This window comes from Streptomyces sp. NPDC093085 (assembly GCF_040683935.1).
GTDB lineage: Bacteria > Actinomycetota > Actinomycetes > Streptomycetales > Streptomycetaceae > Streptomyces.
This window is the reverse complement of record NZ_JBFBFB010000005.1, coordinates 62,110-83,195: the sequence shown is the minus strand read 5'-3', so window position 1 is coordinate 83,195 and position 21,086 is coordinate 62,110. Positions and strand designations below refer to the sequence as shown.

The window sequence follows — 21,086 nt, the reverse complement described above, 5'->3', positions numbered from 1 at the left end:
CGGGGCCGTCCGCCGCTCAGAGCCGGCTCATCGCCGCCGCGGCGAAGAGGACGTCCCGGATCGCCTCCCGGTCGCCGTCCTGCCCGGCCGCCGCGTCCTCCGGCGAGACCCGCCCGGCCACCACGCTGCAGAACTCGACCGCGTCGAGCGCCACCTCGCCCACCGACAGCTCCCGGCTGCCCAGCGCCGCCGGGGAGTCCAGCGGGATGTACCAGTCCCCGCCGCCGGGCCCCTCCACCAGCAGCCGCAGCGAGCGGCCCGGCGACCCCGCCGTGACCAGCTCCTTCGCCGGGGCGGCCAGCCCGGCCCTGCGGCGCACCGCGAGCGCCCCGGGGAGCAGCCGCGCGCCCAGGTCGATCATCGCGGAGAGATACGGGCCGCTCGGCGGATCGTACGGGTAGGCCACCGCCTCCGCGATGTCCGTGCCGTGGATCCAGCACTCGAAGGCCCGCTCCAGCAGCGCGTCCCGCAGGGGCAGGGCGAACTCCCCGTACGTCACCGACAGTTCGGCCACGCCCCGGTCGGCGAAGGAGACCGTACGGATCAGGGCGTGGCTCTGCTCCCGCCAGGGTTCGTGGAGCGCCCGGGTGGGCGGCGGCGTCGCGGAGTCCCAGAACACCTCCGTACGCTCGGTCGGGTCGACGGGCGCGCCGGGGCCCAGCGGGTCGTCGAGCCCGACGGCCGTCGCGACCAGCCCGTCCACGGTCAGCAGATGACCCAGCACCCCGGCGACCGTCGTCTTCCGTACGGCCGTCCGCTCGTTCCCGAACCACCGCAGCCGTACCGGGGCGTGCCAGTCGTGGGCGGGGATGTCGCGGAGCAGCGCGTCGAGCCGGGCGGTCTCGGCGTCGTACGGCGCGGCCCAGTTGGGCACCGGGACCCGGGCCGGGCGGCGGCCGAGGCACTCCTCCAGCACCCGGGCGCGGAGCAGCGGGTCGAGGTCGAGGCTGCTCTCGGGGTGCAGCAGTCCGACGGCGTCCCGCAGCCGCAGCGCCTCCTCGGCGCAGGGCGCGCACTCGGTGAGGTGATCCTCGACGAGCCCGGTCTCGGCGGCGGAACAGGCGGCGAGCGCCCAGGCGCCGAGGAGCGACTTCAGCACCTTGTGGGTGAGGCGGGGGAGCGCGTGCGCGGAGCCGGCCGCCGGGTCGGCCCGTACGGCGGGAGCCTCCGGCTGCTCTGGTACGGGGCGATCCGGCGCCCCCGGCGCGGCAGGGCCCGCCGGCCCCGATGGCTTCGCCGGATCCGCCGGTTCCGCCGGGTCCGATGGCTTCGCCGGATCCGGGGGCTCCGGATCCGGGGGCTCCAGGTCGTCGCCGGCCGCCCTGGGGCCGGGTATCCGCAGGTAGCGCGGCGGGTCTTCGGGTTCGCGGCCGTCGTGCTGGCCGCCGTCCAGCGGGCCGGTCACCGGGGGCGTCCGTTTCCCAGCGGTTCCGGCGGCGAGAGGCCTTCGCCGGCCCGGGTGTTGGCCGTGGAGAGGAGTTGCAGGCCCAGCCGGAGCCGGCGCCGCGCCTCGTCCTCCGTGACGCCCAGGTCGGCGGCGGTCTGCCGGCAGTCGCGGCGCTCGAAGTAGGCCAGCCGCAAGGCGTTGAGCAGGGGTTTGGGCATCGACCTGACGATGTAGTCGGCGCGGGCCACCGCCGAGGCGCGCCGTATCTTCGCCTCGACCTCCTCGGCCTCCTCCGCCGAGCCCGCGCCGCCGCTCGCCCGGAGCGCCTCGCGCTCGGTCTCGCGGAGCCGCCGGACGGCCAGTTCCTGTGTGATGTTCGCCACCCAGGAGCGGAGGGAGCCCTGCTGGGGATCGTATGCGTCCGGGTTCTCCCAGACATGACCGAATACCTCGCGGGTGACGCGGTCGGCCGCGGCGTCGTCGTCCAGGACCCGGTGGGCGAGGTCGCGTACGAGGGACGCGTACCGGTCGTACAACTCGCCGAGCGCAGCCGCCTCGCCCCGCGTCAGCCGCTGCTGCATCAAGCGGTCCCAGCGGGGTGGTGTGTTCTTCGCCATCCGACCCCCAGCCCTGTTCCCCTGGCCCTCGTGCTTCCCCGTACCCGTCGTACCTGTCGTACCCGCCGTGCCCGCCGTGTGCCCGTCCCGTCTGTCCGAGGACATGATGCCGAAGACCGGCCCCACCGTCCCATCGAATGTAGTGGGCATCACCGACAGCGCACGCCCCTTTGCGGTAAGTGCGCCCTTACAAGCGGTCGCGATGTTTCGGCCCGGCCCAGAAGGGCAGGCGCGGTCGGGAAGCAAGACTTCCGGATCGTCCCATCCTCCGAGGAGAAGGGCTCAGACGCGTGACGCTCAAGGTGAACGAGTCGGAGCAGGGCGGTTGGACCGTGCTGCACATCACCGGCGAGCTGGACCTCGTGACCTCGCCCGAAGTCCGGCAGCGCGTCCATGACGCGGTGGCCGAGGGACGGCACGAACTGGTGCTCGACCTCTCGCGCGTGTTCTTCTGCGACTCCAGTGGCGTCGGTGTCCTGATCGCGTCCCGCAGGCTGCTCCACTCCTGCCGGGGCAGCCTCCGCCTCATCCTGCCCGCGCGCGGCTCCGAGGAGGGCTCGCACGTCAACCGGGTGCTGGCCGCGCTGGGCGTACGCCGGCTCTTCGAGGTCTTCCCGGACCTGCCCAGCGCCGTCGACACGGAGGCGCAGCCGCTCTCGGCGTAGCGGTACGAGGTGCGCCGGGCACCCCGGGCGTCGCCGCGAAGACCGCCCCGAACTGGGCTTTTCCGCCTGTCGATCGCCGATGTCCTTCCTGTGGCTTCCGGCCAAGCGACCACATCGGCGCCCTCCGCCGTCGTACGCTCCCGCCATGGACAGCGCAGAATACGAGGGCAAGATCGCCTCCAGGTTCGCCGCATTCGACCAGGACGGCAGCGGGTACATCGACCGGGAGGACTTCAGCGGGGCCGCGGCGGCGCTGCTCGCCGAGTTCGGCGTCACGGCCCGCTCCGACCGGGGGCAGGCGCTCTACAGCGGCGCCGAGGCGTTCTGGCAGGGGATGGCCGGGATCGCGGATGTCGACGGCGACCAGCGGGTCAGCCGCGAGGAGTTCGTGACCGGCGCGGTGAAGCGGCTGCGGGACAACCCCGAGCGGTTCGCCGAGATCGCGCGCCCGTTCCTGTCGGCGGCGATCGCGGTGGCGGCGGGGGAGGCCCCCGCGGGCTCGGTCTCCGTGGCGGCGGCGGCGCGCGCCCTGAAGGTCCTGGGCGTGGCGCCCGAGGTGGCGGCGCCGGTGGCGCGCGAGCTGGACGCGGACGGGGACGGCGCGATCGGCGAGGCGGAGATCCTGAGCGGCCTCGCCGCGTACTACGTGACCCCGGAGCCCTAGCCGGACCGGGGACCGGAAGACCGAATCGCGTCCCTTCGCGACATCTCCAGTACGGAACGGGCCCGCTTCCGATCACCCCGGAAGCGTTGGCCTCAGCCATCTCCTCTGTCACCGTCCGTGGTGAGAGGGGGACGGACGAGGTCGATACCGGGTTGTGTCCTTACGGTTCCCCGTCACACGCCGGAGTCGCGTGCGCGCTCCGGTACCCTCCCTTGGATGCGAGAGGCAGCGAGGCGCGAAGGGCGCGACGGGGCGGTTACGGCACCCCCCGCGCTCCGTAAGTGCGCCGCTCGCACGGCGCGAACGCGCTGTGCGCTCCCGTGTTCGACTCCCCGCAGCGTGCGTCGCACAGTATGCACTACGCATACTCCTTCGCGCTGGAATATGCCCGAAGCGCTTGTTGCGGTGACTGTACGTCAACCATGCTGTCTCGCAAGGAAATCACGTTCGGTGATCTCATCGAGAAACCTGTCGAGGCGCGAGGCTATGTGTCCGCCGGTTCGGATGGTGTGAGCGGTGCAGGTGCTTCAGGTTCAGTTGGAGATCGGGCCCGACCCCGCGGAGGTGGGGAGGGCCCGCAGATGGGCCAGATCGAGGCTGGTCGGATCAGGTGTGAGAGATGACGAGCCGGTCGCGGAGACGCTGATCCTGCTCATCTCGGAGCTGGTGACCAACGCCGTGGTGCACACCGGCTGTCCGGCCGTGCTGCGGATGCTCTTCGGCTCGGGCGCGGCGGAGGCCGGCACGGTACGGGTGGAGGTCGCCGACATCAGCGCCGCGCCGCCCCGGCCGCGCCACGCCGCGGGCGAGGACACGAACGGCCGCGGCCTGGAGCTGGTGGACGGCCTCGCCGACCGGTGGGGCTGGCAGCCGGAGGGCGCGGGCAAGCGCATCTGGTGCGAGGTGGACCGGGGCATCCCCCAGGACACCCCCCGTCCCGCCCCGGCCCCGGCCCCGGCCCGCCGCTCCGCTCCGTACCACCCCCACCCCACGTACGGCATCCCGCGCCCGGCCTGAGGCCCCGGCCGTCCCGCCCGCCGCCGCGCCCCTGCCGCCCGCGGCCGGCCCTCCGGCCGCTCCCCTACGGAGCCGGGGCCGGATCCGAGGCCGGGGCCGGGGCCGGCTCCGGATCCGGGGGACCGGTCCGGGTGCGGAAGGTGCGGCGGTAGGCCGACGGCGGGACGCCCACCGCCGCCTGGAGGTGCTGGCGCATCGACTGCGCGGTGCCGAAGCCCGCGTCCCGCGCGATCCGGTCGACCGACAGGTCCGTCGACTCCAGCAGCAGACAGGCCCGCTCGACCCGCTGGCGGACCAGCCACTGCCCCGGGCTGACGCCCGCCTCCTCGCGGAAGCGGCGGGTGAAGGTCCGTACCGACATCGACTCCCGCTCGGCCAGGTCCCGGAGCTGGATGGGCTCATGGAGCCGGGCCAGCGCCCAGGCCCGCGCCGCGCCGGTGGTCGCCGTGCCCGGTTCGGGGAGCGGGCGCCGGACGTACTGGGCCTGGCCGCCGTCCCGGTGCGGCGGTACGACCGAACGGCGCGCCACCGCGTTGGCGACGGCGGCCCCGTGGTCCCGGCGCACGATATGGAGACAGAGGTCGATCCCGGCCGCCACCCCCGCCGAGGTGAGCACGTCGCCGTCGTCCACGAAGAGCACGTCGGGGTCGACCGCGACCCTCGGGAAGAGCCGCTGGAACGCCGCGGCCGAGGCCCAGTGCGTGGTGGCGGGCCGCCCGTCCAGATACCCGGCGGCGGCGAGCACATAGCTGCCCGTGCAGATCGAGACCAGCCGGGTCCCCGGCCGGATCCGGCCGAGCGCGGCGGCGAGTTCCGGGGTGAGCACGCCGCGCGTCCGGACCGGGCCGAGCGCGTACGAGGCCGGGACGACCACGGTGTCGGCCTCGGCCAGCGCCTCGGGGCCGTGCTCCACCAGGATCGAGAAGTCGGCGTCGGTGGGGACGGCGCCGGGGGCCCCGGCGGTGCAGGTCACCACGGTGTAGAGGGGCTCCCGTTCGCCTCGTTCGTCTCTCCCGCCTCGCTCACCCCGTTCCTCCCTCTCACCCCGTTCCTCCCTCTCGCCCCGTTCATCGCGTTCCTCCGCTCGCGCGCCGCCGAAGATCCGCTGCGGGATGCCGAGTTCGAAGGGGATGACGCCGGGGAGGGCGAGGACGACGACGCGGTGCGGGGAGGGCATGGCCCGATCCTAGCGAAGGGTGTCCCTCCGGCCACTCGTACGGCCGGATCCCACGCCCGATGCTGGCGGACGTGACCCACGTGACCCCGGTGAACCCGCAGGCGGAGCCCTCCCCGAAGAGGGGCGCTCCCGGGCCGGCCCCGCGCGCGCCCGGCCGGATCCACCGGGCGTGGCTCGTCGCCGCCGTCAGCTTTGTGACCATCGTCGGCGCCGCCGCCTTCGCCTCGCTCCCCGGGCTCCTGATCGAGCCGCTGCACGGCGAATTCGCCTGGTCGCGCGGGACGATCGGGTTCGCCGTCTCCGTCAACCTGGCGCTGTACGGGCTGACCGCGCCGTTCGCCGCCGCCCTGATGGACCGGTTCGGGATCCGCCGGGTCGTCTCCGTCGCGCTGAGCGTGATCGCGGCCGGCGCGCTGCTCACCGTCGGGATGACCACGGCCTGGCAACTGGTGCTCTACTGGGGCGTCCTGGTCGGCCTCGGCAGCGGCTCCATGGCGCTGGCCTTCGCCGCGACCGTCACCAACCGCTGGTTCGTGGCCCGGCGCGGCCTGGTCACCGGCATCCTGACCGCCGCCGGCGCCTCCGGGCAGCTCGTCTTCCTGCCGCTGCTCTCCTGGCTGGTCGAGACGCACGGCTGGCGCCCCGCCGCCGTCACCGTCGCGCTGACCGCGCTCGCCGTCGTCCCCCTCGTCTGGCTGCTGCTCCGCGACCACCCGGCCGATGTGGGCCTCGCCCCGTACGGCGCCGCGGAGTTCACCCCGAAGCCCGCCCCGGTGCCCGGCGCCGCCCGGCGCGCCCTCTCGGTGCTCTTCTCGGCCGCCCGTACGGGGCCGTTCTGGCTGCTCGCCGGTACCTTCGCGATCTGCGGCGCCTCCACCAACGGCCTGGTCAAGACCCACTTCGTACCGGCGGCGCACGACCACGGCATGCCCGTCACGGCCGCCGCCTCGCTGCTCGCCGTCATCGGCGTCTTCGACGTCGTCGGAACCGTCGCCTCCGGCTGGTTCACCGACCGCTTCGAGGCGCGCCGGCTGCTCGCCGTCTACTACGCGCTGCGCGGCCTCTCGCTGCTCTTCCTGCCGATGCTGCTCGCGCCGGCCGTCCACCCCCCGATGGTCTTCTTCATCGTCTTCTACGGGCTGGACTGGGTCGCCACCGTGCCCCCGACCATCGCCCTCTGCCGTGAGCACTACGGCGCGGACAGCGTCATCGTCTTCGGCTGGGTGCTCGCCTCGCACCAGGTCGGCGCGGCGGTCGTCGCCTTCGTCGGCGGCCTGACCCGGGACCTCTTCGGCACGTACGACGTGATCTGGTACGCCTCGGGCGCTCTGTGCGCGGTCGCAGCCCTGATGGCGCTGGTGATCAGGCGGGGACGGCCGGCGGAGGCTGCCGCCGCGGGGTAGCCGCCGCCTTCCGGTCGCGGCGGGCGATCGCCTTGGCGATCCGGGGGGCGTCGAGCCCCAGCTCGCGGAGGTTGCCGCTGATGGGGTTGGTGAAGCCGGTGAAGTAGAGGCCGGGGGCGTGCTGGGGGGAGCGGCGGCCGTGGACGAGGGGGCGGCCCCGCTCGTCGAGCACGTCCAGATGGCCCACCAGGCCCTCCAGCGCGCGGCGGTAGCCGGTCGCCGCGATGACGGCGTCGGGGGAGATCCGGGAGCCGTCGGTGAGGACGACCTCGGTCCCCTCGAAGGAGTCCACCGCGGCGACCGGCTCGACTCTCCCCTTCCGTACCGCCTTCAGCAGCCCCACGTCCTGCACCGGGATCGCGCCCTGCCGTGCCCGCGTGTAGAGACCGGTGCGCGGGCGCGGCAGCCCCTGTGCGCTCAGATCGGGGACCGCCACCTTGGCCAGCACCCCGGCGGCCCCGTCGACCAGCCGGGTCGGCAGCCGGCGGATCAGGATGCCGGTCCGCTGCGTGGGCCACCCCAGGGTGGAGCGGCGCAGGATGTGCGGGACGGTCCTGATGGCGAGGCGCACCCGGGCCGCGCCGCCCTCGACGAGGTCGACGGCTATCTCGGCGCCGGTGTTGCCGACGCCCACGACCAGGACGTCCTGCCCGGCGTACGGGGCGGGTTCGCGGTAGGCGGCGGCGTGCAGCAGGGTGCCGCCGGCCTCCTCGTACGCCTCCCGGCCCGGCCAGGAGGGGAGCCGGGGCGTGTGGTTGAAACCGGTCGCCACGACCACCGCGCGCCCGGTCAGTTGCCGTCCGCCGGTGGCGTGCAGCAGCCAGTCGGCGGAGTCGGGGGCGCGTTCGACACGGGTGACCTCGACGCCGGTGACGATCTCCAGGCCGTGGTGGACGGCGTACTTCTCCAGATAGCGCACCACGTCGGCGCGGCGCACCCACCGCCCGAAGGAGCGCGGCACGGCGAGTCCGGGGAGCGCGGAGCCGGCCCGGGTGGTGTGCAGGCGGAGCCGCTCGTAGTGGCCGCGCCAGGACGCGCCGACGGCGTCCGACTTCTCCAGGACGACGGCGCGTACGCCCTGCTGCCGCAGGCACGCGGCGGCGGCGAGCCCGCCGGGGCCACCGCCGATGACATACACGGGGCGGTCGTCGGTGAGGTCGAAAGCGGCAGACATGAGAACTGAGCGTATGGCGTCGCGGGGCCGTTCGGTTCCGGAAGGAGGGGAAACCGGTTGCGAATCGGTCACGCGGGGGGGTGGGGGGAGCGCCGGTGGGGGCACGGGCCTCGCGGGCCCGGGTACGGGAACGCCGACGGGGTCGGTCCGCGCCGGGAGCGGCGGCGGGGGACCCCGTCGGCGTGACAGGACAGTGGGCGGGCACGCCCGTACGTGCCCTCCGGCCCGGTGCCGGATCGTTTCAGCGCGCTATTTCGTCGGCTTCCTGCCGGTCAGGCCGAGATGGACCAACAGGGCGAGGTTCGGCTTCAGTTCGGCCTGTTTCACGCCCCAGCTCTGGAACCCCTTCTGGTGCGAGGCGACCGAGGCGAGCATGACCACCAGCGCGCCGGCCACCGCCGCCGGGTTGACGTCCTTGTCGACGCGGCCCTTGGACTGGAGCTCGGCGACCGATTCCGTAAGGGAGTTGGTCACCGAGTTGAGGATCTTCATCCGGATCTTGTTGAACCGCTTGTCGCCCTCGGCGGCGCCCAGGTCGACCACCCGGAGGATGGCGTCGTGTTTGCGCCAGAAGTCGAGGAACCCCTCGACAAGCTCCTCCGCCGTCTGCCACCCGGCCTTGCCGGCCCAGGAGCGGCCGGAGACCAGGGTGGTCAACCCGGTTCCCTCCTTGGCCATTTCCTCGGCGATTTCGAGGACGGCGCCCTCCACATCCGGGAAGTACTGGTAGAAGGTGGCTGGTGAAGTGCCCGCCCTGCGGGCCACATCGATGACTTTCACGTCTCTGTACGGCGAGGAGCTGAGCATCTCGCCGAGGCAGTCGAGCAGCTTCTGCCGCGTCGCCTGCCCGCGTCGACCGGCCACGCGGCCGTCGACGGTGCGCACTTGTCCTGTCATGCCGTCAGCTTACCGAGGGGTGATCGGAGCGCGATTTGGCCGAGTGCAAATGGGGAATCGGCCATCTCTCGCGGGGGCGCGGGCGGGTGCCGGAGGGGGGTCCGGGAGGGTTTCCGGCGGGGTCCTTGGCGGGGTCCCCGGCGGGGTTCCTGGCCGGGTCCCCGGCGGGGACCGGACAGGGTCCCGACGGAGCCCCTGAGCGAGTTATCCACAGGGATTAGTGTTATCAACAGCCTGTGGATGAGTTCGGTGGATAACTTGGGGTGGCGGTCGTTTCACCCTGGGACGATGGACTGGTTGTTCGATTTCGTCCGCTCTGTCGCTGTTGATGTCTCCCAGGCTCTCCGGTGCGTTTCCGGCCAACCCGCATTAGCTTTGCTGTGACGGGCGCCACACGCTCGGGGAAGGAAGGATCCGGGTCATGGCCGCATTCGCCGAGTCCACGCCGTGCTGGGTCGAGGTCTCCCTGCCCGACCTGGAGGCGGGCAAGCGCTTCTACGGGGAGCTGTTCGGCTGGACCTTCGGCGCCGCCGCCGACGCGGAGGCCAGGCTCGTGGAGTACCGGCGGTACGCGGAGGCGTTCAGCGAAGGGAAGCGGGTCGCGGGGCTCGGGGCGAAGCGGGACGGCCGGATGCCCACGGTGTGGGGGGTGTACTTCGCGACCGGCGACGCCGTCGCGCTGAGCGCCCGGATCGAGGAGGCGGGCGGCCGGCTGGTCAGGGGGCCGGCGGCGGCCGGGCGCGCCGGGGTGCTGGCCCAGGCTGCGGACCCGGCCGGGGCGGTCTTCGGGATCTGGCAGACCGGGGACGGCGCGGGGTTCGAGCGGAAGGGGCTGCCGGGCTCCTTCTGCTGGACCGAGGTCTACACCCGGGACAAGGACCGGGTGGACCCCTTCTACGAGGGCGTCTTCGGCTTCCGGGGCACGGATGTGCCCGGGGACTCCGACATCGACTTCCGGCTCTGGACCCCGGCGGGCGCGCCCCCGGGCGGGGCGGGCGCGATCGGCGGGCGCAGCGTGATCACCGACGCCTTCCCCGCGGAGCTGCCCGGCCACTTCCTCACCTACTTCGCCGTCGCCGACTGCGACCGGACCGCGGGCACGGCGGTCCGGCTGGGCGGCCGGATCACGGCGCCGCCGTTCGACATCGCGTCCGGACGGATGGCGGTCCTCGTGGACGACCAGGGCGCTTCCTTCGCCGTACTGGAGGAGCGCGGCGCCGGGGCGGCGGAACCGGCGGCGGCCGGAGCGGGGGAGCGGGAGCGGGGACAGGGGCGCCGACCAGGGGAGCCGCCGGGCGGGGAAGCGGGGCCGCCGGGCGGAGGACCAGGGGAGCCGGCCGCCGGGGAAAAGGGGAAAGCGGCGGGGGAATCCCTGACGGAATCGGGGCCGGGATCCGTATCAGAGCCCGAGGCGGGCAGAAAGTGGCTGCGGGGCTGGAAACGCACCGGGGATTAGCGGGCGGCGGGACTTCGGCCGGTGACCCGGGGGACAATCCTCTGTGTACGCGGGCGTCGCGGCGGCGCGTGGTGCGCGGTTGTCCGGATCGGTACGAGACACCCCGATCCGCCCCCGGGTTCGCAACCGCCGCCTCCGGCAGGAAGAATCAGGCGGCACGGGGCCGTACCTTTGTGGCCCGTACGGGGAGGTGGCAGGCAAGTGGAGCAGCTCACGCAGCACGACCCGCGGCGTATCGGCCCTTTCGAGGTGCTGGGGCGCCTCGGGGCCGGCGGCATGGGGCTGGTCTATCTCGCTCGGTCGGCGTCCGGCCGCCGCGTGGCGATCAAGACCGTCCGTACCGAACTCGCCGAGGACCAGCTCTTCCGGGTCCGGTTCACCCGCGAGGTGGAGGCGGCCCGCGCCGTCAGCGGGTTCTACACGGCCGCCGTGGTCGACGCCGATCCACGGGCCGCCGTGCCCTGGCTGGCCACGGCGTATGTGCCCGCGCCGTCGCTGGAGGAGATAGTGAATCAGTGCGGCCCGATGCCCGCGCAGGCGGTGCGCTGGCTGGCCGCAGGGATCGCCGAGGCGCTCCAGTCGATCCACGGGGCCAACCTCGTCCACCGCGACCTGAAGCCGTCGAACGTGCTGGTGGTCGAGGACGGCCCCCGCGTGATCGACTTCGGGATCGCCTCCGGTGTCTCCAACACCCGGCTGACCATGACCAACGTCGCCGTCGGCACCCCCGCCTACATGTCCCCGGAACAGGCCAGGGACTCCCGTAGCGTGACCGGCGCCAGCGACATCTTCTCGCTCGGCTCCACCCTTGTCTTCGCCGCCACCGGACACGCCCCCTTCCACGGCGCCAACCCGGTCGAGACGGTCTTCATGCTGCTCCGCGAGGGCCCGGACCTGACGGGGCTGCCGGACGAGCTGAGACCCCTCATCGAGTCCTGTATGCAGATGGACGCCGGGCTGCGCCCCACCCCCGCCGATCTCCAGGCGCAGCTCGCTCCGCACCTCTTCGCCTCGGGCGACAACGACAGCGGTACGGCCTCGGCGTGGCTGCCTGCCTCGGCCACCGCGATGATCGAGGAGCGCTACTACGAGGGGCGTCCCGCGCCCTCGCGTCCCGCGCCCGTCCCCCCGCAGCCCGCGCACCAGCCGCCGCCCCGGCCCGCGCAGATGCCGGACTGGGACGCCGCCTGGCGCCCCGACGGCGGCGCCCCTGCCGCGCCCGCCGCCGCGCACGCCGGGCCGCCGGGACCCGGCCCGGGCCAGCAGGCGGGCGCGGGGCTTCCCGCGCTCCAGGCCGCCGCCCCGCTGCCGGCCGCCGCGCCCTCGCTCGGCCCGGTGCGGCTCCCGGGCGCGCCCGTCCCGATCGGCCCCGGGCCCCGGGTCGCCGACGCGCACGCCGTCGCGGACGCGGGCGCCGCCACCGGCTGGGTCCGCCCGCCCGGCGGCGCGCTGGCCCCGGAGCCGCCGTTCGGCGTCGGCGCCGCCACCCAGCCGCACCCGCCCATGCCGGGGCTGCCGGTCCCGGCCCACCCGCCGGACCTGCCGGCCGCGCCGCCGCGCTGGCGGCCCTGGCGGTTCCGGATGTCCAACGACGTGTGGGGCACCCCGGTCGTCGACGGCGACCTGCTCTACGTCACCTCCTTCGAGGTCCACGCGCTGGACGTGGGCAGCGGGCGCCGCCAGTTCAAGACCCGCGACGTGGCCTGGGCGATGGCGGTGGCGGGCGGCCGTATCCACGCCTCCGACGGCCCGACGCTCTACGCGCTCGACGGCGCGACCGGCGCCGAGCGCTGGCGGCTCCAGACCACCTCCTGGGTCTACTCCCTCAAGGTCGACCGGGGCACGGTCGTCACCGGCACGCGCGGCGGCGGCGTCCAGGCGTGGGAGGCGTCCAACGGCGAGCGGCTCTGGGAGATCGCGGGCGCCCAGACGGACTTCGAGACCCCGGAGTCGGGGCCGACGGTCCACGAGGGCACGGTTTTCGTCTGGAAGGACGCCCGGCTCCAGGCGCTGGATGCCCGTTCGGGCACCGAGCTCTGGTCGTACCCGATCGGCGACGCGGCCTCCTGCGGCGGCGTCCCGGTCCGGGTGACCCCCGCCTCCGACGGCTATCTGTACGTCTCGGCGGGACCCCGGGTGCTCTGTATCGACCTCGTCAGCGGCCATGTCCGCTGGCACTTCGAGGCGCCCGCCGTCTTCCTCTCCCCGCCCGCCTTCGCGCCGGGCCCCGCCGTCACGGGCGGCGGTGTCTACCTCGCGGACTACCTGGGGACGGTGTACGCGCTGGACGCGACCACCGGCAAGGACCGCTGGCGGATCGCCACCGAGTCCCGGCAGTCGATCGAGCCGGTCCTCGTCGCCGACGGCAATGTCCATGTCGGCAGCGGCAGTGCCCTCTACACCCTGGACGCGGTCACCGGCACGCCCAAGTGGCGCTTCGCGGCGGGCGGCGAGGTCATCGGCGCCCCGGTCGTCGCGGAGGGACGGCTCCACTTCGGCTCCGCCGACCACGTGCTCTACACGCTGGACGCGAGCGGCGGCCAGCTCCGCTGGAAGCTCGCCACGGGCGGCGAGATCACCGGCTCACCGGTGGCCCGGCGCGGCGTGGTGTACGCGTGCAGCAAGGACCGGTGCGTGTACGCGCTGGACGCGGTGAAGGGGACGGCGACGGGGCGCGGCTGACCCGGGCGGGGCACGCCGAGTCGCGGGACGCCCCCGCGCGGAGGCCCGCGGCGCGGCGTACGCGGCGTACGGATGTGCGGGGCGTACGGACACGGGGCGGAGGCGCGCGCGGGGCGGGCGCGGCGCGCGGGGCCGCTCAGCGGCGGCGGCCGGGGCCGGGGTCCTGGGGGCCCGTGCCCTCCTCGTACCAGCGGCCGGTGACCGGCAGGGACTGGGTGTCGCCGTCGTGCGCCTGCCCGGACCCCGGGCCCTGTCCCGGCTCCTGTCCCGTCCAGGGGGCGGGTTCGTACCGCTGGTCGCCGTACCGCTGATCACCGTACGGCCGCTCCCCGTACCCCTGGCCGTACCCCTCCTGCTGTCCGTAGCCGCCCTGGCCGCCCGGCCGGCCGAAGCCCGGGTCGCCGTAGTCCGGGGGCGTGTACTCCTCGTACGGCGGGGGCCGTCCGGTGCCGCTCACGCCCCCGGACGGCGGGGGCAGAGGCTCGTTCTCCTCCCGGTCCTCCCGGTCCCGCCACTCCGACCGGCGCCGGCCCGCCATCAGGACCGCCGCCAGCAGCAGCGCCACCCCGCCGCCCGCCGTGTACCCGACGCCCGCGCCCAGCCCCGTCGGGCCGCCGCTGATGGTGAGGCTCCCCGCCGCCTGCCCCTGCCGCACCAACCACAGGACGGTGAAGCCGAGCACGGTCAGCCCGGCCAGCGCGATCAGCGGACGCGCCCGCGTCACCACCCCGATCAGCGTCAGCAGGGCGGCGAAGGCGAAGGGGAGCAGCAGCGAGGTGATGACCGGTGACCCGTTCGGAGTCACGCCGTTGAAGAGATCGGCGATCCGGTACGAGGTGCCGGTTCTCCCGTCGTTCCAGGCCAGGAACGGCCCGTAGACCGCGGCGGCGGCCCCGGCGAGCGCGAGGATCGAACCGAAGATGTTGCGGACCATCGCCCGGCCTCCTTGGCTGTGCGGAATCCGGCCCCAGGTGCCGACGGTACGCCGGGTACCCGGGGTGCGCCATGTGGCGCCCGACGCTGTCGGAGCGCGCTGTTAGGGTATGCCCTCGCGCTTGACAGGTTCATGTGCGGCACGTGAAGCGGCGCCGGGTAGCGGCGCGCTGAGCAGTAGTACGTAGGCAACGGGGGAGTGACTCGACTGTGGTGCGTCGGCGTCTGAAGTTCGCGGCTGTTCTGGTCGCGGTGGTACTGGCTCTGACGGGGTTCTCGTCGGCGAAGAGCGGCCGGCACGGCAGCGGGGGCTCCTCGGACGGTGACAGCGGGGGCGGCGGCTGCTCGTCGTCCCGTAAGAGCAACGACGACACGTTCTCGTCCTCGGACGACCGGTCCGCCTCGGACGACCGGTCCGCCTCGGGCGGATCCTCGCGGGCGAAGAAGAAGGAGCGCGTCACGGCGCGCGTGATCACCTGTGCCGGCCCGGGTGTCCCGTACGCGAAGGTGGAGGTGGAGGTCCCACGGGGCCGCTCCGGCCGTTACGACGTCGACGTGACGTTCACGGACGCGACCGGGAGCGTCGTCGACACCGGCGGGACGGAGGCCGAACTCCCGGGCGGCGAGACGACGACGGTGAAGGTGGCGATGGACACCCCGGCGCGGGTGGCGGACGTCGGCCGGTGCGAGGCGAGCGCGTCGCGCGCCGCCTGAACGGCGGGACGGAAGCGCGTACCGAGCCCGTACGGGAGCACATACGAGAGAGGGCCGAGCGGATCGCTCGGCCCTCTCTCGTGTCGCTCCGGTGCTCGCGTATCTCGAATGTCCCGAATATTCCGGGTGTTCCGGGTGTTCCGGGTGTCACGCGCGTGGGTGGCTCAGGTGATGTGGATGTCCTGCGGCTCGACGCCGGCATGGTTGTCCTGGGGCCGGTCGACGGCGCCGCTGGTGCCCTGTGCGAGGGCCGGGGACGCCGCTCCCGCTCCCGCGACGACGACCAGCGCCGCGGTGACCAGGATTCTCTTGACGAGCGTTGTCTGAGGTGTCATATCGAAATTCTTTCCGGTAGGCACTGCCGCAACCGTCCACGCGCCGACGGTAAGCGGGGCCCGGGCTTCCGCACCGGGCTCCGGACATGACACGGCCGCGGCGGCTCCCCCTCCGCGCCGCCGCGGCCGTCGGCCCCCGTCAGAGAGGCGCAGCGATGTGATCAGGCAGGCTCGCTGGTGATGTGCGTGTCCTGGGTGGTGACGTCCCCGCTGGTGATGTGGGTGTCCGTCGGCTTGGGCGTCGTCTCCGACTCGCCCGTGACGTTCGAGTCCTCGTTCTTGGTGAGCTGCTCGGTCTTCTTCTCGCTCATGGCCGGATCTCCCTCGTTGTGAGCGGTGTGACGGGGCATGAGGCCCGTCCGGCCGATCCCCCGATTGAGGCCGGACGGGCGTCTCAAGGCCGCCCACCCTAAGGGTTCGGCCTCACATCGAACCGTCTGCCCCCCGTTGCAACGGCTTCGACGGGGAAGACAATGCCGTGCACCGCTAAACGATTGATGAACGCGCAGACCACAGCCGTATGCCTACGCCGCAGCCGACGAGCCGAGCAGCCCGTGCACCTCCGCCGCCTCCGGCGACCCCAGCTCCTCGAAGATGTCCAGCGCCTCCTGCCAGCAGACCTGGGCGCGCCCCGTCTGCCCTATGCCGTCCAGCGCCCGCCCCAGCGCGGTCAGCACCTGGCCGCGCCGCCACTCGCCGCCGATGCCGCGCAGCACCGTCAGCGCCATCTCCGCGTTCGACGCGGCCTGCGCGGGCCGCCGCGCCGCCAGGTCGACCTCGGCGAGCCGGAAGAGCGTCATGCCCTCCCAGAGCCGCTGCCGGCTGTCCCGGAAGCTCTCCAGAGCCTCCGTCAGCGCCTGTGCCGCGTCCGTGAGCCGGCCGCTCTTGGTGAGCGCCAGGGCGAGCGCGTACCGGGCGTTCGCGGCCCGCAGCGCGTTCCCCATCCGGTCGTAGATCCTGATGCCCTCCCTGGCCAGTGAGACCGCGCTCTGGGTGCGTCCCAGGGCGAGCTGGGCCCGGGAAAGGTTGCAGAGCGCGGACGCCTCGCCCGGCGCGTTCCGCTCGGCGCGGAAGTCGTCGATCGCCGCCCGCAGCAGGGTCTCGCCGTCCTCGTACCTGTTCTGGTAGACGGCGATGATCCCGCGCAGGTTGCTCACCCAGCACAAGGTCAGCCGGTCACCGGCGCGTTCGGCCGGGGCGATGGCCTGCCGCGTCTGCTCGTCGGCCTGGTCGAACCGGCCCGTCACCAGATGCGCGTTGCTCAGCGTGATCAGCGCCCGGCCCTCCGCCCGGTCGTCGCCGAGCCCCCGGGCCGCGCGGAGCACCGCCCGCGCCGTGGCCTCGTACTCCCTGGAGTTGGCGCCGGACTCGCCGAGGTCCAGCGAGGCCCAGAGCAGGTCCACCGCGCGGCGGAGCAGGGAGCCGTCCGGGGCGCCTTCCCGCCGTACGGCGTCTGAGGCGTGCTGCCGTACGCAGGCCAGCACGCAGTTGGCCTCCGCGTACAGCCAGTCCTGGGCGTCGTGCCGGTCGGTGAAGGCCAGCCCCTGGTACGCCGTCGGCGCCAGGTGCTCGACCAGCCGGTCCCCGGGCCGCTGGAGCGCGTACACCCGCGCCGAGGTGGAGAGATAGAAGTCCAGCAGCCGGGAGAGCGCGGCGCGCCGCTCCTCGGGGTCCCGCTCGTCGCGCTCGGCGCAGGCACGCGCGTAGAGCCGTACGAGATCGTGGTAGCGGTAGCGGCCCGGCGCCGCCGACTCCAGCAGGGACGTGTCGACCAGCGACTCCAGCAGGTCCTCCGCCTCCCGCACCGGCAGGTCGAGCAGGGCGGCGGCGCCCGCCAGCGAGAGGTCGGGGCCGTCGGCGAGGCCGAGCAGCCGGAACGCCCGCGCCTGCGCCGGGTCGAGCGCCCCGTATCCCAGCTCGAAGGTGGCCGCGACGGCGAGGTCGCCCGCCTGCAACTCGTCGAGCCGGCGCCGCTCGTCGGCGAGTTTCGCGGCGAGGACGGAGACCGTCCAGGTACGGCGCGAGGCGATCCGGGAGGCCGCGATCCGGATGGCCAGCGGGAGGAAGCCGCAGGCGGCGACCACGTCGAGGGCCGCCTCGCGTTCGCTGCTGACCCGTTCGAAACCGACGATACGGGTGAAGAGTTGAAGCGCCTCCTCCGGCGACATCACATCGAGGTCGACGAGGTGCGCGCCGACCAGGTCGACCAGCCGGGCCCGGCTGGTGATCAGCGCCGCGCACCCGGTCGTCCCCGGCAGCAGCGGGCGGATCTGGGCGGCGTCGCGGGCGTTGTCGAGCAGCACGAGGACGCGCCGCCCGGCGAGCGTGGAGCGGTAGAGCGCGGCCCGCTCGTCCAGGGTGGGGGGGATCTCGTCGGGCGGGGTGCCCAACGCCCTCAGGAAGGAGCCCAGTACCGCCTCGGGCTCGGCCACCTGGGGCCCGGCGCCCTGGAGGTCCACGTACAACTGCCCGTCGGGGAAGTGCCCGCGCGCCGCGTGCGCCACATGGACGGCGAGCGTCGTCTTGCCGACGCCCCCGATCCCGGCGAGCGCGGAGACCGCCATGACCGAGCCCTCGGCGGTGGCCAGCCGGTTCCCCAGCTCCCGTACGAACGCCTCGCGCCCCGTGAAGTCAGGTACGGTCGCGGGCAGTTGGGCCGGGCGCGGCACGGAGTGCACCGGCTCGGGCTGCTCCGGCGGGTGGGCGAGATCCTCGTCGGCCTGGAGGATCCGGCGCTGGAGTTCGGAGAGTTCGGGGCGCGGGTCCACGCCCAGCTCGTCGGCGAGGAGCCGGCGGGTGTCCGCGTAGACGGCGAGCGCCTCCGCCTGCCGCCCGCTCCGGTAGAGCGCCACCATCAGCAGCTCGCGCAGGCGTTCGCGGAGCGGGTGTTCGGCGGTGAGCGCGGTCAGCGAGGAGACGGCCTCCGTATGGCAGCCGACCTCCAGATCGAGATCGAGCCGGGTCTCGGTGAGCTGGAGGCGCCACTCCTCCAGGCGGGTGCGCTGGGTCTCGGCGTACGGGCCCGGCACGGAGGCCAGCGTCTCGCCGTCCCAGAGGTTGAGCGACTTGCTGATCAGCGAGCGCGCCTGCGAACGGTCCCCGGCGGCGCGCGCCTTGTCGGCGTCGGCGGCCAGCTCCTGGGCCACGTTCAGGTCGAGGGCGTCGGGCGCGGTGCGCAGCGCGTAGCCGCCGGACTCGCTGACCAGCACGCCCGGGGTGAGCACCTTGCGGAGCCGGGAGGCGTACGTACGGACGGCGGCCAGCGCCTGCGAGGGCGGCTCGTCGCCCCAGAGCCCGTCGATGAGTTCGGCGGCGGTGGCGGTCCTGCCGTCGCGGAGCAGGAGCGAGGCGAGCAGCGCCCGCTGCTGCGGCGAACCGGGCGGCAGCGCCTCGCCGTCCCGCCAGGCGCGGACCGGGCCGAGGACGCTGAAGCGGAGGTGGGAGGCGCGGGGCGCGCGGGGGGCTTCGTTGGGCGCGCCGGAGACGGTGGAGTCGGCCTTGCCGCTGATGTCCTTGTCGGCCGCGTTGGCCTGGCCGGCCCGGCCGCCCCGTTTGCTCCGGACCCGCCGGCCGGCCGTGATGGTCGCGGTCGCGCCGGTCCGCTCAGTACCGTTCCTGTCGGCGCCGGTGCGCTCCGTACCGTTCCTGTCCGCGCCGGTCCGCTCTGTACCGTTCCTGTCCGCGCCGGTCCGCTCCGTACCGGTCCCGTCCGCGCCGGTCCTGTCCGCTCCGTTCGGCCCTGAGCCGTTCCGCCCTGAGCTCTGCTGCCCTGAGCCGTTCTGCTGTGAGCCGTTCGGTTCGGCGCCGTTCGGTTCTGTGCCGTTCGGTTCTCTGCCGTTCGGTACGACCGGAGCCCACTGCTCCGGCACGCGCGGTCCGCCATCGAGGCCCATAACTCCCCCTGCCCGCCACTCACCGGTATCGCCCCCGACAGTCTGCCCTGTCGATGGCTGTGCGTCAGCAGCGAGACAGGCTCTGCACAGCCCCTCGACAGGATCGGTACCACCTGTGGCCGAAGCGCTACGGGGCGAGCGAGGGGCGGAGTGGCCCCCACCGCCTCCCTCTTGGTCTCCCTACACCCTCCCCCTCCTCCGCCCCGTCCGAAACGGAGCGCCGGGTTCTGTCGCCCGCGCCGTGCGGCGAGGAACGTTCCGTCGCCCGCTTCCCGGGAACGTCCCGTCGCCCGCTTCCCTGCTCCTACTCCCCGAGGAACACCGGGTTGGTGAAGGCCGCCAGCGCCCCCGGCAGCCCGGCCGTCTTCGGGGCGTGCCGCACCTCGGCCCGTACATACGCGGCGTACGAGGCGGTGGTCGTCCACTCCACCGTGCCCGCCCCCGACTCCGGGAGCGCCGTGCTGTACAGCGGCCCCTGGTCGGTGACGAAGGACGCGGTGCACCCGGGGGCCCCGGTCACCTCCAGCCGTACGGTCACGGGCGCGTCCGCCGGGACCCGGAGCCGCTCGCCGATGCCCGCGTGGTGCCCCCGGCCGCCCGCGGCGCCGAAGGAGAGCGAGACCTGAGCGGACTCGGCGACGTAACTGCGGCCGGCGCGGAGCCCGGCGAGGATCGCGGTACGGCTGAGTTCGTCGGCGAGGACGACGGTCTGCGGGGTGCCGACCGGGTCGGGGTCGCGGTGCGCGTCGCTGTTGCCCATGGCGGGGGTCCAGTTCGGCCCCGTACCACTGGCGCGACCCGAACGGACGGCGGCGACCAGGGAGTTGTCCCATTCGGCGAGGGAGATCTCGTCGTCCGGGGTGTAGGCGCCGTTCCAGACCTCGATGGCGTCGGCCTCGGCGAAGCCGAACTTCCAGTTGCAGCCGATGCAGGTGCCGTGCGGGTGGGCGGGGACGACGAGGCCGCCGGCCCGGGAGATCTCGCGCGCGAAGCGCCCCCAGCGGTTGTCGCGGGCGCGGTACCGCCAGTCGACGAACGTGCCGGGTTCCGTGCCGAGCGCCAGCACATGGCCGTTGCGGGTGGTGACCTCCTCGCCGGTGAGGATCAGCAGGTCGTCGCCCCACAGGCCGCCCCAGGCGGAGTGCGCGGAGGAGGTGTTGTGGTCGCTGGTGTTGATGAAGTCGAGCCCGGCGGCGCGGGCGAGCGCGGCGATCTGGGCGGGGGTGCGCCCGCCGTCCGAGTGCACGGAGTGCAGATGGCAGTCGCCCCGGTACCAGGCCCTGCCCCGCCCCTTGGCGCGCTGCGGCGGGTGGACGGGGGTCGGGGTGGTGCCCGGGGCGCCGGTGGTGAGGGTGATGGTGACCTCGTACGGCAGCCCCTGGGGCGCGACGGTGTACGGGCCCAGCGCGATGTGCCAGGTGCCCGCGCGGACGGGGCCCGGGAGGTAGCCGGGGGTGGCCGCGTCGGCCCGTACGAAGAACTCGGTGCGTGCCCCGCCGGACCAGCCTCGGAACCCGGGGCCGCCCAGCTCCGTACCGCGCCAGTCGAAGAGGCCGATGTCGAGGGCGTTGCCCGCGGTGCCGGCCGGGACCTGTACGCGCTCGTACGAGTAGGCGACATGGATCTGGTTGACGCCACGGGGCACTTCGACGGGGAGGTAGACGAAGTCGGGGGAGCCGGTGGGGAGGGTGCCGCGGACGGTTCTGGTCATGGTGCCGCCGGTTCCGGTGCCGCTGCTGCCGCCGGTGCCGGGGCTGGGGCTGGGGCTGGGGGTGCTGGCTTGGGCGAAGCTCACGGTGCTCAACGTAAGCGCGCCGGCGGCTCCCGTCACCAGGAGTCCGCGTCGTCCGATGGACTGATTCATGCCGACCGCTCCAAGGGAGGAGAAGGAAAAGAGAGGGAGGGGGAGAGGGAGGGGGGAGGGAAGAGGCCCGGGAAACCTGGTGCGACATGCGGCAGACGGGGATGACCGACGGAACCGACGCACCCGTCCCGGCACTCTCGTAGCCCGCGGTGAATGGGGGCGCAAGACCCGGCGGTCGGCGGATGGCCGACAGACAGCGGTCGGATGG

At 73.9% G+C, this 21,086-nt stretch carries 16 protein-coding genes and 1 pseudogene; 7 read left to right on the top strand and 10 right to left on the bottom strand.

Annotated elements, in window-relative coordinates; all coding sequences use genetic code 11:
- Positions 1 to 16: 16 nt before the first annotated feature.
- Both AB0O07_RS16865 and AB0O07_RS16860 read right to left on the bottom strand, forming a co-directional pair.
- A complete protein-coding gene (locus AB0O07_RS16865) occupies positions 17 to 1,405 on the bottom strand; it encodes a DinB family protein (protein WP_365633332.1) in 1,389 nt (462 codons plus the stop codon).
- Positions 1,402 to 2,004, bottom strand: coding sequence for a sigma-70 family RNA polymerase sigma factor (locus AB0O07_RS16860; protein ID WP_365633329.1), 603 nt, complete (start codon positions 2,002 to 2,004; stop codon positions 1,402 to 1,404). The genes AB0O07_RS16865 and AB0O07_RS16860 overlap by 4 nt, the downstream gene beginning before the upstream one ends.
- A gap of 290 nt (positions 2,005 to 2,294) precedes the next feature.
- On the opposite strand from AB0O07_RS16860, the gene AB0O07_RS16855 reads away from it, so the two are divergent.
- The 3 genes from AB0O07_RS16855 to AB0O07_RS16845 all read left to right on the top strand — a co-directional run bounded on the left by AB0O07_RS16855 (position 2,295) and on the right by AB0O07_RS16845 (position 4,350).
- Positions 2,295 to 2,669 (top strand): STAS domain-containing protein, encoded by a 375-nt coding sequence (locus tag AB0O07_RS16855; protein ID WP_365633326.1) that lies wholly within the window; start codon positions 2,295 to 2,297, stop codon positions 2,667 to 2,669.
- A 145-nt stretch (positions 2,670 to 2,814) separates the two neighbouring features.
- A complete protein-coding gene (locus AB0O07_RS16850; RefSeq protein WP_365633323.1) occupies positions 2,815 to 3,333 on the top strand; it encodes an EF-hand domain-containing protein in 519 nt (172 codons plus the stop codon).
- A 516-nt stretch (positions 3,334 to 3,849) separates the two neighbouring features.
- Complete coding sequence (locus AB0O07_RS16845; RefSeq protein WP_365633320.1) at positions 3,850 to 4,350, top strand: ATP-binding protein; 501 nt, start codon at positions 3,850 to 3,852, stop codon at positions 4,348 to 4,350.
- Between the two features lie 64 nt (positions 4,351 to 4,414).
- Here AB0O07_RS16845 and AB0O07_RS16840 read toward each other — a convergent pair whose 3' ends face one another.
- Positions 4,415 to 5,527, bottom strand: a complete 1,113-nt coding sequence (locus AB0O07_RS16840; RefSeq protein ID WP_365633317.1) for a helix-turn-helix domain-containing protein — start codon at positions 5,525 to 5,527, stop codon at positions 4,415 to 4,417.
- Positions 5,528 to 5,586: 59 nt separating this feature from the next.
- On the opposite strand from AB0O07_RS16840, the gene AB0O07_RS16835 reads away from it, so the two are divergent.
- Positions 5,587 to 6,930: an MFS transporter gene (locus AB0O07_RS16835; RefSeq protein WP_365633314.1), complete on the top strand. Its 1,344-nt coding sequence runs from the start codon at positions 5,587 to 5,589 to the stop codon at positions 6,928 to 6,930.
- On the opposite strand, the gene AB0O07_RS16830 is transcribed toward AB0O07_RS16835, so the two are convergent.
- Positions 6,890 to 8,104, bottom strand: a complete 1,215-nt coding sequence (locus AB0O07_RS16830) for an NAD(P)/FAD-dependent oxidoreductase (RefSeq protein WP_365633311.1) — start codon at positions 8,102 to 8,104, stop codon at positions 6,890 to 6,892. The genes AB0O07_RS16835 and AB0O07_RS16830 overlap by 41 nt on opposite strands.
- Positions 8,105 to 8,353: 249 nt before the next feature.
- Positions 8,354 to 9,001, bottom strand: a complete 648-nt coding sequence (locus tag AB0O07_RS16825) for a TetR family transcriptional regulator (protein ID WP_365633309.1) — start codon at positions 8,999 to 9,001, stop codon at positions 8,354 to 8,356.
- Between the two features lie 421 nt (positions 9,002 to 9,422).
- Between AB0O07_RS16825 and AB0O07_RS16820 the strand changes: the two are divergent.
- Together AB0O07_RS16820 and AB0O07_RS16815 are read left to right on the top strand one after the other, a co-directional pair.
- Positions 9,423 to 10,208, top strand: a pseudogene (locus AB0O07_RS16820) (VOC family protein); the annotation flags it as partial.
- Positions 10,209 to 10,658: 450 nt separating this feature from the next.
- A complete protein-coding gene (locus tag AB0O07_RS16815) occupies positions 10,659 to 13,139 on the top strand; it encodes a PQQ-binding-like beta-propeller repeat protein (protein ID WP_365633306.1) in 2,481 nt (826 codons plus the stop codon).
- Between the two features lie 136 nt (positions 13,140 to 13,275).
- Here AB0O07_RS16815 and AB0O07_RS16810 read toward each other — a convergent pair whose 3' ends face one another.
- Positions 13,276 to 14,073, bottom strand: coding sequence for a hypothetical protein (locus AB0O07_RS16810; protein ID WP_365633303.1), 798 nt, complete (start codon positions 14,071 to 14,073; stop codon positions 13,276 to 13,278).
- Between the two features lie 209 nt (positions 14,074 to 14,282).
- On the opposite strand from AB0O07_RS16810, the gene AB0O07_RS16805 reads away from it, so the two are divergent.
- The gene (locus AB0O07_RS16805; protein WP_365633300.1) at positions 14,283 to 14,786 is read left to right on the top strand and encodes a hypothetical protein; all 504 of its coding nucleotides are present in this window, start codon (positions 14,283 to 14,285) and stop codon (positions 14,784 to 14,786) included.
- A gap of 164 nt (positions 14,787 to 14,950) precedes the next feature.
- Here AB0O07_RS16805 and AB0O07_RS16800 read toward each other — a convergent pair whose 3' ends face one another.
- From AB0O07_RS16800 to AB0O07_RS16785, 4 genes are all read right to left on the bottom strand, one after another.
- Positions 14,951 to 15,121: a hypothetical protein gene (locus AB0O07_RS16800; RefSeq protein WP_365633297.1), complete on the bottom strand. Its 171-nt coding sequence runs from the start codon at positions 15,119 to 15,121 to the stop codon at positions 14,951 to 14,953.
- Between the two features lie 161 nt (positions 15,122 to 15,282).
- Positions 15,283 to 15,432, bottom strand: a complete 150-nt coding sequence (locus tag AB0O07_RS16795) for a hypothetical protein (RefSeq protein WP_365633294.1) — start codon at positions 15,430 to 15,432, stop codon at positions 15,283 to 15,285.
- A 213-nt stretch (positions 15,433 to 15,645) separates the two neighbouring features.
- Entirely contained in the window at positions 15,646 to 19,014 is a 3,369-nt protein-coding gene (locus AB0O07_RS16790; protein ID WP_365633291.1) for a BTAD domain-containing putative transcriptional regulator, read from the bottom strand.
- Positions 19,015 to 19,318: 304 nt separating this feature from the next.
- The gene (locus AB0O07_RS16785) at positions 19,319 to 20,878 is read right to left on the bottom strand and encodes a CehA/McbA family metallohydrolase (RefSeq protein ID WP_365633288.1); all 1,560 of its coding nucleotides are present in this window, start codon (positions 20,876 to 20,878) and stop codon (positions 19,319 to 19,321) included.
- Positions 20,879 to 21,086 lie beyond the last annotated feature (208 nt).